Source organism: Shewanella sp. NKUCC06_TVS, assembly GCF_019345515.1.
GTDB lineage: Bacteria > Pseudomonadota > Gammaproteobacteria > Enterobacterales > Shewanellaceae > Shewanella > Shewanella oncorhynchi.
On record NZ_JAHKQX010000018.1, the window covers coordinates 100,365 to 115,539 of the forward strand.

A 15,175-nucleotide genomic window follows, 5' to 3' on the forward strand; every position below is an offset into this window, starting at 1 on the left:
GCTTAACATTGAGGCTAGACCTAAGTCTGGCCTTTCAATTGTTGACGTGCTACAACAAGTCATGTGTCGCTGACGGATAAGCTGCCATGACATTTCAATCATTTGCACTCGATGATATTGCCAATTTACACGAATCGGCCCAAGTAGAATTTAAACTCGCAGGTGGCCGCGATGGCCAAGGTCAATTACCCGAAGACATTTGGGCGACTTATAGCTCTTTTGCCAACACTTTGGGTGGCGAGATCATCCTAGGGGTACGTGAAGAACGTGGCCATTTCAGTATTGAAGGCATTCCCAACCCGCTTCCTGTTCTACAAGAATTTTGGGAAATACTCGATGACCCGAGTCGCACTAGTCACAATCTTTTAGCGATTTCAGATGTGCAGATTATTGAAATTATGAATAAAAAGCTGATTCGTATCCGCGTACCGCTGGCGCCTGAGCAGCTCAAACCTATCTACGTAGGCAGCGATCCTTACACTGGGAGTTATTTTAGAGTGGGAGATGCCGACATGCACGCGAGCCGTCGGCAAGTCAATCTACTGCTACGCCGCGCCCATCTTTGCATGAAGCAACTCAAGGCGCGTTAATCCAGTAAATCTAACATCCTGTTATTACTTTAAAAACCTGCTAATAGATAGCCGCCCATGGCCGCAATCGCCACGCCAGTAACGCGCATTAAATTGCGTTGCCCTGTCATCCGCTGCATTCCAAGGCCTATCATTACGCCGCCTAAATGGATGACTGCTGTACCAAATAAAAATCCTAGGGCATACAGGACTGGGCTGGCCAATTCCGGCATTTCAGCGCCGTGGGCGTGACCATGAAAAATCGCGAATACACCCACAAAGGCCATGGCGAATAACAGCGGGATTTGACGGTCGAAGGCGATAGCAAGACCGAGCAACAACACAGAAAGGGCAATACCTATTTCAACAAAGGGAACAGCAATCGCATATAAACCTAAAATCCCGCCCACTAACATAAAGGTGACAAATGCTAAGGGGACAGTCCAAATCGCGCGGCCACCGAGCTGGGTGCTCAACATGCCCACACTCAACATAGCCAGCAAGTGATCGAAGCCCAATACGGGATGATTAAAACCCGACATGAAACCGCCACCTGAATGGATCTCATGGGCCGATACCGGCGCGATCCAACATAAAGAGAGCAGTAATAACAACCCGATACGCGCCATAAAATAGCCTTAGTCAGTGACTTTAGTGATATAAAACTTAACTTTAGTGCAAATTTGGCTGGCAAACCTTGATCTCAATCACCCAAAGATACAGATTAAAAATGCACGCTAAGTTAGTTTACGTCGATAGCCAATACTTTTGTCAAAGCGTCGAGGGAGGCTATTTCTAAATGGGGCAACAAGGCGGCTATCGGTAAGGAATCGACTCGACCAAAACTGGGATTTAGCCACACAGACTGGCACCCCGCCAACCGAGCACCACGAACGTCTGCATTCATGCTATCACCAACATGCAGTAAGTGTTGCGGTGCAATCTTTAACCGCGAGCAAGCTAATGCGAACATGTCTTTAGCGGGTTTCATATGCACGCCATTACCTGGATGCAACACAAACTCGAAAGTTTCCCCTAAACCAATCCGCTCGGCGTCCACATTGCCATTGGTGATCCCGACTAATCTAAAATGCTGCGATAAGCGCTTGAGTAATAAGAGCACTTCGTCAGACACTTGAAAATGGCTGCGATAAAAATAAAAGCATGCTAATCCTTGCTCGGCGCCGCGTTCGGCTTCAGTCGCCGAATATCCTAATTGTATTAGGCCTTGGCGAAGCGTAGCTAAACGGGCGGCGCTAGTATCGTGGGCGAGCTCACGATTTTGCTGCAAAAGTTGCAGTTTTAGCCTGCGCCAATCATGGGGTTGCCACGCCTGCGATAATGGATAAGTCTGCAACAGAAACGTCGCCAGCTCAGCTTCGGCATTTAAAATATGCGGCAGATTGTCGTACAAGGTATCGTCGAGATCGAAACTGATCGCTTGAATATGTTGAGGCCTAAGATAGCAACGCATTATTTATCCTGTGTTTTTTTCGCTCTAGGATGGGCGTTATCATACACCTTAGCTAAGTGTTGGAAATCCAAACTGGTATAAATTTGTGTGGTCGCTAGGTTCGCATGACCCAATAATTCTTGCACCGCTCGCAAGTCGGCGCTCGCTTCTAACATGTGAGTGGCAAAGGAATGACGCAACTTATGGGGATGTACTCGCACCGATAATGCCTGCTCTTGACCCCATTTCGCCATCCGCGCCTGAATACTACGATGGGAGAGTCGCTTGCCCTTTTCGGTTACAAATAAGGCGTTATCTTCACAGGGGATCTGCTTTCGGCAATTGAGCCAATTCTGCAGCGCAGCAATCGCCAAACGACCGACAGGGACGATACGTTCCTTATTGCCTTTACCTAAGACTCGCACTTCTTTCAAATCGTATTGCACACTGAATAAATTAAGCGCGGCGAGTTCTGCTAAACGTAAACCACTGGAATAAAACAACTCCATCATGGCTTTATCCCGCAGACTCAAGGGATCTGTGCCTTCAATGTCGAGCAAGTGACTGATGGCATCGACATCGATATTCTTCGGCAGCGGTTTAGCTTGTTTGGGAGCACTTAAGCCTTTGGCGGGATTAAGCTCAATCACACCTTCGCGCAGCAGAAATTCACCCCATTGTTTTACCGCAGATAAACACAGAGAAAGCGATCGCGGGCTTAAACCTTTGCGGTGCAATTTGGCTAACACTTGCTGCCAATGCTCGCGGCTCACATTGAGTAAATGCACGCCTTCGGGCAAGAGATCGCTACCGCGATTAAGCTCATAAAGGTAATTCCGTACTGTATGGGCAGACAACTGTCGCTCGGTACTCAGATAACGTTCAAAGGTTTGTAACCATTGAGTATTTAATGCCGACACTTCGCCTGTTTGCGTACTCATATCGGTTTCCTCGTGGGTTTTGCTAAGCTTTGGGTGAGCACTATAGCTCAACGACCGTTACAGCTTGGCAAGCATATGCGCCAGTAAACGCCGCAACTGTTCCAGCAGCATGTTATCCATATCTGGATGAAAATGGGTGACATCTTGGCTAGCAATGGCAAAAATCACCGGGTTGTCTTCCGACAATTTAGTCAGTGCCACCGATCCCACTTCGCTACCAAATAACCGTTTGGCTTCTTGTTGCGTTAGCCGACCAAAATAGTGACCTTTATGCAGTCTTTGATCCCATATTGCCTTCATATCAGCATCGAGAACGCTGATCAAACGCACATGGCTGAAATTAAACTGTAATTTTAAACTGTCGGCCAGCACTTCTTTGAGTGACACTAGATCGGCACAATTCAGTAGCTGGAAGGATAACTCAGTATTGAATTGGTAAATTTTCTCGTTGCGCGCCGCCATCGTTAACAGACTGGTGATCTCTTCTTCCAACTGGCTGACTCGCTGGCGTAGCATTTCTTGACGACGTTCCACCAAAGAGATGGCGCCGCGCTCCAGATGGGGCAGACGCATTGCCAGCAATAGCTCAGGATAGCGATTGAAAAAATCAGGATTATCCAGCAGATACTCGCGAATAATCAACTCATCAAAGGGCACATTCGTCTGCGGCATCAAGGGCTCTGTCATAACTGAATTTGTCCATCGTAAACATGCTGCGCTGGGCCCGTCATCCACAAAGGTTTCCCCTCGCCTTCCCAGTTGATGGTTAAAGTACCGCCGGGTAAATCCACCCGCACTTGCTGGCCGAGCTTCCCTTGCACTTGACCTACAACCACAGCTGCACACGCGCCAGTGCCACAGGCCAAAGTTTCGGCCGCACCACGTTCATACACCCGCAGCTTAATGTGGCCCGAATCTACTACTTGCATAAATCCCACATTCACACCACGGGGAAAGCGCTCATGCTTAGTGAGCATGGCACCAATTTCAGCAACAGCGGCGCTCGCCACATCTTCAACGTCGAGCACACAATGGGGATTGCCCATAGAAGCCGCGCCACATAAAAAGGTTTGCAGTGGTGTTTGCAGTAAATAGGTTTTTTCGGCTTTCTTGGCTTTAAAGGGGATCAGACTTGGTTCAAGAATAGGCACGCCCATATTCACGGTAACTGTACCGTCTCGCTCTAAACGCAGAGTCATCTTACCTGATGAAGTACTAACACGGATTTTACTCTTATTGGTCAATCCTTTATTGCGCACAAAACGGGCAAAACAGCGGGCGCCATTACCGCATTGTTCGACTTCAGTACCATCGGCATTGAAGATGCGATAATGAAAATCTAAATCGGGATCATAAGGCGGCTCAACCAACAGTAATTGATCGAAACCTATGCCAAAGTTACGGTCGGCTAAACGGCGGATCTGCTCAGGCGAAAAGAACACGTTCTGCGTGACCCCATCGACCACCATAAAATCGTTACCCAGTCCGTGCATCTTAGTGAATTGGATCAAGATACTTATCCTTTAAGCCGAGGCGCCGCTCATTAAGTATGAAACCAAGCGCCTGAATCAATATAATTTTTCTAGTTTACGGCAGGAGTTGCTCACCTTGCCAGAGCTGAGACAATTTTTCTCGCTCACGCACTAAGAAAGCGTGCTCACCATCGACCATGACTTCAGCCGCACGAGGACGCGTGTTGTAGTTAGAGGCCATCGCAAAACCATAGGCACCACTCGAACGCACAGCAAGTAAATCCCCTGCCACTAAAGCCAGCTTGCGATCTTTACCTAAAAAATCACCTGTTTCGCAGACTGGACCAACAATATCAAACTCATAGGCCTCAGAGTCCCTTGGCACGACTGGGATAATATTTTGCCATGCGCTGTAAAGTGCTGGGCGAATTAAGTCATTCATCGCGCCATCGACAATCGCAAAACGCTTGTCGCTGTTTTCTTTCAGATAAAGCACCTGAGTAACAAAAATCCCCGCATTGGCGGCAATCGCACGGCCCGGTTCGAAGATCAGCTTAAGTTGACGGTCGCCCAAACGCGCTAATATGGCGGCGGCATACACATCAGGGTGCGGCGGGGTTTCAGCATCATAGGTCACACCTAAACCGCCACCCACATCAAAATGCTCGATGACGATACCTTGTTCAGCCAGACGATCGATCAACGCTAGCATACGATCCATTGCATCGAGGAAAGGTTGAATTTCTGTCAATTGCGAACCGATATGGCAATCGACACCTTTCACTTTTAAATGTGGCAAAGCATGGGCACGGGCGAAGACAGTTTCGGCCTCATCCATAGCGATACCGAATTTATTTTCTTTAAGACCAGTCGAAATATAGGGGTGAGTACCCGCATCCACATCGGGATTGACTCGCAAGGAAACTGGCGCCACTTTACCTAAACGACCTGCGACCAAATTTAACTGCTCAAGCTCGGCGCTCGACTCGACGTTAAAGCAATAAATGCCCAGATTAAGTGCCTGTTCCATTTCGGCCGCAGTTTTACCCACGCCAGAGAACACCACTTTAGCGGGATCGCCGCCCGCTTCAATCACTCTTGCTAACTCGCCACCCGAAACGATATCAAAACCACTGCCTAAACGTGCTAACACATTCAGTACGGCCAAGTTCGAATTAGCTTTAACCGCGTAACAAATCAAATGTGGATGATCTGCCACGGCGTTATTAAAGGCATGCCAATGGCGCTCTAGCGTGGCGCGGGAATAGATATACAGCGGCGTACCATAGGTTTGAGCTAAGTCGGCGACCTGGCAGCCTTCTGCGTGCAGGGCATTTTGTTGGTAGAGAAAGTGATCCAATGTCTGATTCCTTACTGCGCTTTATCGCTGCGATAGTGATGATAGTTATAGCTGCTATTATTGTTGTGTTTTTTGTACTTCGATGGCTCGAATTTCGGTTTTAATCTCTTCTACTTCAGGCTCAGGTTTAGACGCCTCAACCTTTTTAGGCTGATTCACCTCTGTGGCCGGAGATCGATAGAGGGGGCCCTTCTGGCCGCATGCAGTAATGAATAGGCTACCAAGCAATAACAATAAAAACAGTCTCATTTTTCTCAACATCTGTGCATCTGGTGACTAATGGCCTTATAATCGCACCCATCTTGACGAAAGCAAAGGACAGAAATGCATGGCCATGACAGATACAGAATTTCACCAGCTCGCCGATGACATGTTCCAAGCCATAGAAAATGCGATTGAAACTGCGATTGATGATCAAGATGCCGATCTTGATATCGATGCCAGTGGCAACGTATTGCAATTAGAATTTGTTGATGGCTCTAAGATAGTGATCAACAAGCAAGAACCTTTGCATGAGATTTGGGTCGCCACACGCTTTGGTGGATATCACTTTGGTTTTGTTGAAGGTAAATGGATGGACGGACGAAATGGCGGCGAGTTTATGCCATTCGTGCAAGAGTCTATCGAGCGCCAAGGCGGCATTAAGCTTAGCTTCTAATCTAAGCCTGTCGTAGTGCAAAACCGTAATAGTGCAAAACAATAATGGGAGCCTTAGCTCCCATTATTTATGTTAAAAACCAGCTAAAACTCAGTGTCTTGATCGCTAACATCGATACCGAAAGGCGCCACCGTTAACTCTCCGGCTACCCGCACTAAATGGAAAAATTGCGGAATATTAAACCGCGCCCGTGAAGCATAATGCTCATCGAACACATAGTGATGGCTCACTTTATTTACCAACTCGGCCATGTTTGATCCCGCCTGCACGTAATGGCTTAGTTGATTTTCCTCATCGAGGATAAATACATCCAAGTTATCGACCCGTTGGCGTAGAAAATACTGAATAGCGCCTTTAGCCGCATAGTTTTGCACCACTTTCGGCATACTCGAAAAGGGATCGTCACCTAATTCAGGCCGCGGCAATAGTACAAGATGACTGCGGGATAACTGTTGATAAAATGACTTGGCATCGCTCAAGTCCTGATAAGCCATACCTAAAGGATTAAAAAAGATCCCATAGCGAGTACGACTTATCTGCAGTGGCTGCACTAAGGTGCTGGATTGCTGCACTTGTTGGCACAAACGCATGGTTTGTTTTAGTAGATTTTTCACTGCTAATTTAAGCTGTGGGCGTAACTTCTGTGAACAGCTGATCACATCCATATCCACAGGTAAACTGGCCCGTCTTAGCCCCGGCGTTACAAAGGCTAAGGCTTGCAATACCGCGGTATCGCCTTCGAAGCGATGACACTGCCATTCACCCCAACTATTCAAGCAAATCGCATCTAACGCACCAAGCATATTGGCTTTTTTACGCCCGAGTGAGAACACGTTCGCATTCATCACATCGACCATCATTTCCTGTCCTTGCCATTCAATGGTGGGATCGCAATCCAGATTGAGCACGAAAATCAGCTTACGAAAATGCCATGGCTGGCATAAGTCACGTTTAGATACACGCCAATCGTGGTCGATAAAATTCAGTAACCGCTTAGAAGCTTCGGTAAGCCGTTTCGACTTTGCCTTACTCTGACCATATTCATGCCATTGAGTACTCGGCGTCGAGATCCCATTTAAACATGCCCAAATCATTAAGGCTGAAGGGGTTTTTCCCTTACATATTGCCGACTCGCCTAACAAATTTTGTGGCTGAGGCCCTTGTCGATACAGATAATATTGACGCTCGCGGGAGCTTGAGACCATAGTCACTTCGGACTCAGCGACTGAAGCACTCCACAGCAGATTCAGCTTAGCGATTTGGTCTTCATCTTGACTAAAATAGGTATGCAACTTGCGAGTCAGCATTCCCAAATCTTCAATCCGCAAACCTTCATTTAACTCATGTGTCGATGCGAAGCGTAATAAGGTTTGGTAGCTTGCTAATAACAGTTCATTCAGTTGCTCGTTAAACCAATTGAGCTGGCCACTATGCCAATGTTCACAATTGTCTAAAGTGCTAATCAGACTATCCGGCCATTGCCAATCCTGCACCAGCTTTTGCAATTTAGGATAACGCCAATCTTTGCCCTCTTGGGTTCGACTCAAGTGCACGCCACATTTTAAATAGAAGCAGCGCCGCACTATCTCTAGTCGGCGAGTATCATTCTGCTTAAGTAAATAGGTTTCGATAATCTCATAGATAGAGTAATAGGCATCATTCGAAGTCGAAAAATCACCGGCGAGCGTTTTCTGCCATAAGTGATCACAAAGCAGAGTTGAATGGGGATAATCACTGGCATAAGCCTCGAGTAGCAATACTTTAATCAGTGCCTTATGGGGCTTTTCTAAGCCCTTGTAGAGCTGCCATAACGAAGCACCAAAGTACTCACTCGCAGGTAATTCATGTACATCGCCTAAGGACAAGAGCGCAGGATTGAGTTTAGCGTCTGGCCACCATGCAATCGTTTTACCCGCCAAACGAATTTGACTGCGATAAAACTCTTCAAGTAATAACCAATGTTGCATACTACCGCTATGCTCATGGGCCATTGCTGATTGACATCCACGAACGGCTTTACCGCCACAAAACTGCTGCGGATGAACTAAGTAAAAATTCACCTCAAACTGATACTCGGCAAACCAAGCAGTCAATCGAGTCGCTTTAATCTTGATTAGCGCCAAATCCTCAGCACACAGATCGGCCCTATGTACTAACCAAACATCGACATCGCTCTTGGCATTTTGGCCAAAACTGCCAGTACTCCCCATCGCATAAACGCCTTCAAAGGCATTGATATCCGCTTCTTGAGTAGTAAAAGGCAGAGAGAACACATCGCAGGCCTGGGACTCAGTCTCACCAACCTGATACTCGTTGATTCCACAGGGCGTATTGGCGGCATGATAGCCAGGATACTGAACACCGTTCTGGTGAATTAAAAAAGGGATCAAATGGAATAAGTGTTTTTGTAGCGGCGATAGCAAAGCTAGGGCGCGTGCAATACGTACCTTATTAAGTCTTTCTGCTATATCAGGAAACTGTATTTGCCGATCCATTCAAAAACACAACACTTAAGCACTTATGGGAAATGTGCTCATGTTAACACTTTTACAAACTCGAGCAACTAAACGTGAAGCCCGTCACACTTTCATGGTATCTAGAACATCGCCAACTTCAAAGAATCGATACGGCTTCCTTACATAAACGATTTGCCAATGTTAGCATTGGCGCAACTAAGATCTTTGATGGAAACTAGGCATGTCTGAGAACCGCATACGTATCGCAACCCGCAAGAGTCCGCTGGCCATGTGGCAAGCTGAATTTGTTAAAGCCGAATTAGAACGCATTCACCCCGGTATTGTGGTGGAATTGCTGCCAATGAGCACTAAAGGCGACGTTATCTTAGATACGCCGCTAGCCAAAGTGGGCGGTAAAGGTTTGTTCGTCAAAGAGCTTGAAGTCGCTATGTTAGACGATCTTGCCGATATCGCAGTGCATTCAATGAAAGACGTGCCCGTCGACTTCCCAGAAGGCTTAGGCCTTGAAGTTATTTGCGAGCGCGAAGATCCCCGCGATGCCTTTGTATCGAATTTATATAAAACGATCAGCGAATTACCATTAGGCGCAACTGTGGGCACCTCGAGCCTACGTCGTCAATGCCAACTGCGCGCATCACGCCCTGACCTTATTATCAAAGATTTACGCGGTAACGTAGGCACTCGTTTAGCTAAACTTGATAACGGCGAATACGATGCCATTATTCTTGCTGCTGCTGGCTTAATTCGCCTGAAATTATCTGAGCGGATTGCTAGCTTTATCTCTGCCGAAGAATCCTTGCCCGCCAACGGCCAAGGCGCTGTGGGTATCGAATGTCGCACCAACGACGAACGCGTTAAGGCTCTACTGGCACCATTAGAACATTTAGAAACGCGCTACCGTGTGATTGCCGAGCGCGCGATGAACACGCGCCTAGAAGGTGGATGCCAAGTGCCGATTGGCGCATTTGCCGAAATCAATGGTGATGAGATGACATTACGCGGCCTAGTCGGTAACCCTGATGGTAGTGAAATCATCGAAGGCGTGATCACAGGTCCAAAAACCGACGCCACGCAATTAGGGGTTGCCCTTGCCGAAGAGCTATTGAGCAAAGGCGCAAAAAGCATACTCGACGCTGTTTACGCTAAAGCCTAAGTCGATGAAAGTCTTACTGACGCGCCCAGAAGGGCGCAATCAGTCCATGACCGATGCCTTGAATCAACAAGGCATTAGCCATTGGGTTACACCTCTACTGTGTGTCGAAGCAACGCCGCCCATCACAACGAATAACTCGCACCCACTGGCACACGCCGATATGATTATCTGTATCAGCGCTAATGCAGTCAGCTATGCCGACTATGCCTTAACAACCGCTCATTCTCGAATAAAAGGCTGGCCTCAAGCTCAATATTTCGCCGTAGGTCATGCGACTTGGGAAGCATTAAATCAACTCGGCATTGAAGCCCTCGAAGCCCCAGATGATTGTCAGCAGACCGAAGGTCTACTCACGCTCGCGCCTTTGCAAGATATTAAAGGTAAGCAGATTACGATCATACGTGGCGTTGGTGGCCGTGAAGCCTTAGCTGAACGACTGGCTGAGCGCGGGGCAACAGTGCGCTATTGGGAAGTATATCAACGGGCTTGTCCACCACTCAATGGACAACAGATCGCACAACAATGGCAAGAGTTTGGCATCGACACTATTGTCGTCACCAGCGGTGAAGTACTGGATAACCTGATTAATCTAGTGCCAAAAGAGTTATTTGCATGGCTGCGCTCATGTCATATCATAGTCCCAAGTAACCGAGTAGAAGCTCAAGCTCACGCCTTTGGTATAACCCAAGTCACCAATGCCAATGCCGCCAACAGCAAAGCCGTGCTAAACGCCCTTAAACTCTAAGCGCTATTTAGCCCGATTTAACTCGAATTTCGGCAGTAGCATGTTTTCAAGGACTGTTAAATGGATAACAACAAGCACGACGCAAAGAGCCCTGAATTACAGGCTACCTCTATTATTGAACCATCAATAACGACTGATGACACGCCCATAACTTCAGCGCCATCTTCTGAATCCCAAACAGCCAAAGCCACACCTTCAAGCACGCCGAGTCAAACGCCAGCATCCAATAGAAGCTCGTGGGCGATTCGCTTTGGGGTGTTATTAGCGCTGGGTTTAACCGCTTGCACCCTTGGCGGCGGTTTTATGTTATACCAACAGATGCAACAGCAACTGCTGGCGCAGGATGCGAAAAATATCGCCCTGCAGGACCAATTACAGCAAGCCCTGCTACAACCCAATCAACGTATTGGCCAGCTTGAACAGCAACAACTGAATGATGCTAAGACCTATCAAGAATTAACAAAATTGGCAGAAGACCAAAATCAACTGCAGGACAGGATCAATAAACTCGCCCAACGCAGCTCAACGCATTGGATGGCGTCAGAAGCCGAATATCTAGTAAACATGGCGGGCCGTAAACTTTGGTTAGAAAAAGATCCCCGCACCGCCACCGATCTATTAAAGTCGGCGGATGAAACCATCGCCGCCATGAACAATCCCGCTTTGCTACCTATTCGTAAAGCTCTGGCAAAAGATATCGCCGCGACTGCAAGTATTAAAACCACAGATATTGATGGTAGTGTATTAGCACTCGATGCCTTAATTGAGCAACTCGATAAGCTGCCACTTAATCGCACCGATGCAGAAACCGATGCCCCTGAAGATACAAACATTACTGGCGATTTAAATGACTGGCAGAGCAACTTAGGGAAGACGTGGAAAGCGTTAACCCAAGACTTTATCACCATACGCCATAGAACCGCCGATGCACCCGCTTTACTTGCTCCTGAGCAACAGTGGTATCTGGTTGAAAACATTCGTCATAAACTGCTGCAATCTCAACTTGCGTTATACCGCTACGACAGAGCCGCTTATCACCAATCATTAATGATGGTGCGTAAGTGGATTCAAACCTATTTTGATACTCAAGATCACAGCACTGCTGAAGCCATCGCCAAAATCGATAAATTGGCGACATTAGAACTTGATCCTATTACTCTGAAATCCTTTGCCGCAAAACCTCTGCTATTACAGCTGACAAGCTATGGTGAGCTGACCTCATCAGAGGATGTGCCATTATGATCAAGATATTAATTTTCTTAGGGATAATACTAATAGGGCTCTGCATTAGCCCTTGGTTGGTGGGCAACACAGGTTATGTATACATTGCGGCAGGTGACTACCAGATTGAGACCAGTTTAGTCTTTGGGATCATTGCCTTAATTGTATTTTATGCCATGTTCCAAGTACTAGAATGGTTGGTGATTAGCGCCATTAATCTCATGCTGCGTAGCCGTTTTATTCCTCGCCACTGGCGCCGTCGCTCCGCGAAAAAGCATACCTTAATGGGTGCACTGGCTCTGGCAGAAGAAGATTGGCCAGCAGCAGAACGCGCTATGATAAAAGGCGCCGACAATGGCGAACTCCCTGCACTTAATTTACTTGCAGCGGCTCGTGCTGCCCAGTACCAACAGAAAATAGCAGAGCGTGATCAATATCTTGACCGTGCAGCAACACAACCGCTGGCCGCGAATGCCGTCGCAACCACGCGTACTCGATATCTGTTAAAACAAGGAGAGTTAGCTTTAGCCCGCGCCGAGCTCGATAAATTAGCCCCCACAAGTAAGAGCAAAGCACCGGTACTCAAACTCGCCCTCGAGTTATATCGAGCGCAAGAGGATTGGGATGCGCTCAAGCTATTGTTACCTATTTTGAAGAAGCGCCAGATCCTAGATGACACCCAGCTAAATGAACTCAATGTAATCACTCACTGCGCTTTACTCAAAGCCGCAACCATTAAAGGCGAAGCAGCCTTAGAACAATGCTGGCAGTGGTTATCTCGCAGTGAGCGCAATCAGTCTGAGTTTTTGGCGATTTATGCTGTGGGTTTATGCCGCTTTAATCGCAAAGAGCAAGCGCTGAAGCTACTCTCGAAAAAATTACGCACTGCTCCTGAATCAGCGCTTTTAGAAGTCATTCCAGAAATAACGACAGCCCAAGATACAGAAATCCGTAAGCAGTTACTCAAGCATGAAATCACCCATGAGAATAATGCCGACTACCAGATGTGCTTAGCTAAACTTTATCAGCAAACACGGGATATGAAAGAAGCCAGAACCTGCTGGCAAAATGTTTGCCGACTCGAACCCACAAAAGCCTCTTGGTTGGCGCTTGCGCGGATTCAAGAACAGTTAGGCGAACAAGGTAACGCAAATCAAAGTTATCGTCAGGCGGTTAATCTGTAGTTCTACAATGCCTGCAACCTAGTCGCCGTGATTTGAGTAACGAAAGATCACGGCACTTGCCAATGCTGGCATATTAAAACCCACTGAACTTGCAAAAATGTTAAAAACTAGATCGTGTCGCTTCTTTTCCGTAAAAACCACTCTCCCAATCCAGATTAATTTCTTATAACTATGCTTAATCTTAGAGTTAAAAAGTACTAAATACGGCTCTTTTTATAGATATAACTACTACATCTAGTTACAGGTCTAAAAATTGTCACTTTTGCGCATTAAGATCCGTAAAACCGCATAAGAGCAGGCAACACAAGCGCGTCAAAAAATTGACTTAAGTCGTTTCGTTAGCTAAAATTCCACCACTTGTATCACAGTGCGACATATTTGTTGGACTTGTGCGTCTATGGATTAACACACTTTGGCTGTTGGGAGCTTACTATGGGATCGGTAATTACATCAAAGAAAGGTTTGCTTAAGTTAGTAAAAGGGCAAATCAATGTCGAAGTTGATGGTTCAAATCAACCCGCTAAGGATGGCGAACAACTCCCTAAAGGTGCTGTGCTCCATATTGGCGAAAACGCAACCTATGAAATTACCTTCGATGATGGCACTAAGCTATCAAATGAAGTCGCGCCCAGCGAAACTACTGCAGCAGCCTCTGGCACGGCTAACGAAGCAGCCCTAGATGAAATTCAAGCATTACAAGATCTTATTGCATCCGGTGAAGACCCAACTCAGAACCTACCAGAAACCGCAGCAGGTAACACACCAGGCAGTGATGGTAACTCGGGCTATGTCACTCTAGCCCGTAGCGGCACAGAAACCATTGCAGCTTCAGGCTACTCAACAAGCGGCCAAGCACTGACTGGAACGACGGTTAATATTCCACAATTCACCATTGCAGCAGACTCACCTTCAGCACTAGCTAATGACAGCAACACTTCCAATGAAGATACTGTAGCGACTGGCAATGTGCTCGATAACGACACTGATGTGGATTCCACTCTAAGTGTTGTGAGCTTCGAAATCAGCGGTACCACCTATGCAGCAGGCACAGAAGTGACTCTCGAAGGTGGTGTTTTAGTTTTAAATACCGACGGCTCTTACACCTTCACGCCGAATGAAAACTGGAATGGCCAAGTACCTGTCATTACCTACACAACCAACACGGGCTCAACTGCAACGCTAACCATTAATATCAGCCCTGTCGATGATCCTTCCATCCTTGCAAATGACAGCGCCACAGTTGCAGAAGACACTGCAGCAACTGGCAATGTGCTTGATAATGATTCCGATATCGACAGCACCCTTTCCGTTGTCAGCTTCACTGTGAATGGCGATACCGTTACCGCAGGCACCACTGTTTCCCTAGAAGGTGGCAGCTTAGTCATCAATGCCGATGGTTCTTACACCTTCACGCCGAATGCAAACTGGAATGGCCAAGTACCTGTCATTACCTACACCACTAACACTGGTTCAACGGCCACATTAACCATTAATGTTACCCCTGTTGATGATGCCTCTGCGTTAGCCAACGATACTAATACCGTTGATGAAGATACCGTTGCCACCGGTAACGTGCTCACCAATGACAGCGATGTGGATAACACCTTATCGGTCGTTAGCTTCACCGTGAACGGCGATACAGTGGCCGCAGGCACCACAGTTGAACTTGAAGGCGGCGACTTAGTCATCAATGCCGATGGCTCTTACACCTTCACACCCAATGCCAACTGGAATGGCCAAGTACCAGTCATTACCTACACAACTAACACTGGTTCAACGGCAACGCTAACCATTAATGTTAATCCTGTCGACGATCCCGCTGACATCACGCTCGGTAACGGCGACAGCGATGCTGGCACCGTCACCGAAGACGGCGATTCCGACACCCTGCCAGGCACAGTACAAACGGTGGCCGGCACCTTAACCGTCACCGACGTCGACA

General features: G+C 47.3%; 15 protein-coding genes. 7 read left to right on the forward strand and 8 right to left on the reverse strand.

Features of this window, described 5'->3' with window-relative positions:
- Window positions 1-86 precede the first annotated feature (86 nt).
- Window positions 87-590 carry an ATP-binding protein gene (locus KO531_RS18635; protein WP_105250431.1) on the forward strand — a complete coding sequence of 168 codons (504 nt, stop codon included), beginning with the start codon at window positions 87-89 and terminating at the stop codon, window positions 588-590.
- Between the two features lie 29 nt (window positions 591-619).
- Here KO531_RS18635 and KO531_RS18640 read toward each other — a convergent pair whose 3' ends face one another.
- The 7 genes from KO531_RS18640 to KO531_RS18670 all read right to left on the reverse strand — a co-directional run bounded on the left by KO531_RS18640 (window position 620) and on the right by KO531_RS18670 (window position 6,044).
- The gene (locus KO531_RS18640; RefSeq protein ID WP_113940843.1) at window positions 620-1,198 is read right to left on the reverse strand and encodes a HupE/UreJ family protein; all 579 of its coding nucleotides are present in this window, start codon (window positions 1,196-1,198) and stop codon (window positions 620-622) included.
- A gap of 113 nt (window positions 1,199-1,311) precedes the next feature.
- On the reverse strand, window positions 1,312-2,043 hold the full coding sequence (locus tag KO531_RS18645; protein ID WP_219251942.1) for an HAD-IA family hydrolase: 732 nt from the start codon (window positions 2,041-2,043) through the stop codon (window positions 1,312-1,314).
- Complete coding sequence (xerC, locus tag KO531_RS18650) at window positions 2,043-2,963, reverse strand: tyrosine recombinase XerC (RefSeq protein ID WP_219251943.1); 921 nt, start codon at window positions 2,961-2,963, stop codon at window positions 2,043-2,045. Before xerC ends, KO531_RS18645 begins: the two co-directional genes overlap by 1 nt.
- Before the next feature lie 57 nt (window positions 2,964-3,020).
- Window positions 3,021-3,650 carry a DUF484 family protein gene (locus KO531_RS18655; protein ID WP_131523371.1) on the reverse strand — a complete coding sequence of 210 codons (630 nt, stop codon included), beginning with the start codon at window positions 3,648-3,650 and terminating at the stop codon, window positions 3,021-3,023.
- Window positions 3,647-4,474, reverse strand: a complete 828-nt coding sequence (dapF, locus tag KO531_RS18660) for a diaminopimelate epimerase (RefSeq protein WP_105250436.1) — start codon at window positions 4,472-4,474, stop codon at window positions 3,647-3,649. Before dapF ends, KO531_RS18655 begins: the two co-directional genes overlap by 4 nt.
- 76 nt (window positions 4,475-4,550) lie before the next feature.
- Complete coding sequence (lysA, locus tag KO531_RS18665) at window positions 4,551-5,795, reverse strand: diaminopimelate decarboxylase (RefSeq protein ID WP_131523370.1); 1,245 nt, start codon at window positions 5,793-5,795, stop codon at window positions 4,551-4,553.
- A gap of 57 nt (window positions 5,796-5,852) precedes the next feature.
- Window positions 5,853-6,044 (reverse strand): lipoprotein, encoded by a 192-nt coding sequence (locus KO531_RS18670; RefSeq protein ID WP_168825920.1) that lies wholly within the window; start codon window positions 6,042-6,044, stop codon window positions 5,853-5,855.
- A gap of 79 nt (window positions 6,045-6,123) precedes the next feature.
- Here KO531_RS18670 and cyaY point away from each other — a divergent pair, with 79 nt between their 5' ends.
- Window positions 6,124-6,453, forward strand: a complete 330-nt coding sequence (cyaY, locus tag KO531_RS18675) for an iron donor protein CyaY (protein ID WP_131523369.1) — start codon at window positions 6,124-6,126, stop codon at window positions 6,451-6,453.
- An 83-nt stretch (window positions 6,454-6,536) separates the two neighbouring features.
- Here the strand turns inward: cyaY and KO531_RS18680 are convergent, their stop codons facing one another.
- Window positions 6,537-8,948 (reverse strand): class I adenylate cyclase, encoded by a 2,412-nt coding sequence (locus KO531_RS18680; protein WP_105250440.1) that lies wholly within the window; start codon window positions 8,946-8,948, stop codon window positions 6,537-6,539.
- A gap of 202 nt (window positions 8,949-9,150) precedes the next feature.
- On the opposite strand from KO531_RS18680, the gene hemC reads away from it, so the two are divergent.
- The 5 genes from hemC to KO531_RS18705 form a co-directional block, all read left to right on the forward strand.
- On the forward strand, window positions 9,151-10,083 hold the full coding sequence (gene hemC / locus KO531_RS18685; RefSeq protein WP_105250441.1) for a hydroxymethylbilane synthase: 933 nt from the start codon (window positions 9,151-9,153) through the stop codon (window positions 10,081-10,083).
- A gap of 4 nt (window positions 10,084-10,087) precedes the next feature.
- Window positions 10,088-10,828, forward strand: coding sequence for a uroporphyrinogen-III synthase (locus KO531_RS18690; protein ID WP_219251944.1), 741 nt, complete (start codon window positions 10,088-10,090; stop codon window positions 10,826-10,828).
- Between the two features lie 60 nt (window positions 10,829-10,888).
- On the forward strand, window positions 10,889-12,070 hold the full coding sequence (locus KO531_RS18695) for a uroporphyrinogen-III C-methyltransferase (protein ID WP_219251945.1): 1,182 nt from the start codon (window positions 10,889-10,891) through the stop codon (window positions 12,068-12,070).
- Window positions 12,067-13,233 carry a heme biosynthesis HemY N-terminal domain-containing protein gene (locus tag KO531_RS18700; RefSeq protein ID WP_219251946.1) on the forward strand — a complete coding sequence of 389 codons (1,167 nt, stop codon included), beginning with the start codon at window positions 12,067-12,069 and terminating at the stop codon, window positions 13,231-13,233. Before KO531_RS18695 ends, KO531_RS18700 begins: the two co-directional genes overlap by 4 nt.
- A 432-nt stretch (window positions 13,234-13,665) precedes the next feature.
- Window positions 13,666-15,175 (forward strand): retention module-containing protein (locus KO531_RS18705; protein WP_219251947.1); only part of this gene is annotated, 1,510 nt, incomplete at its 3' end.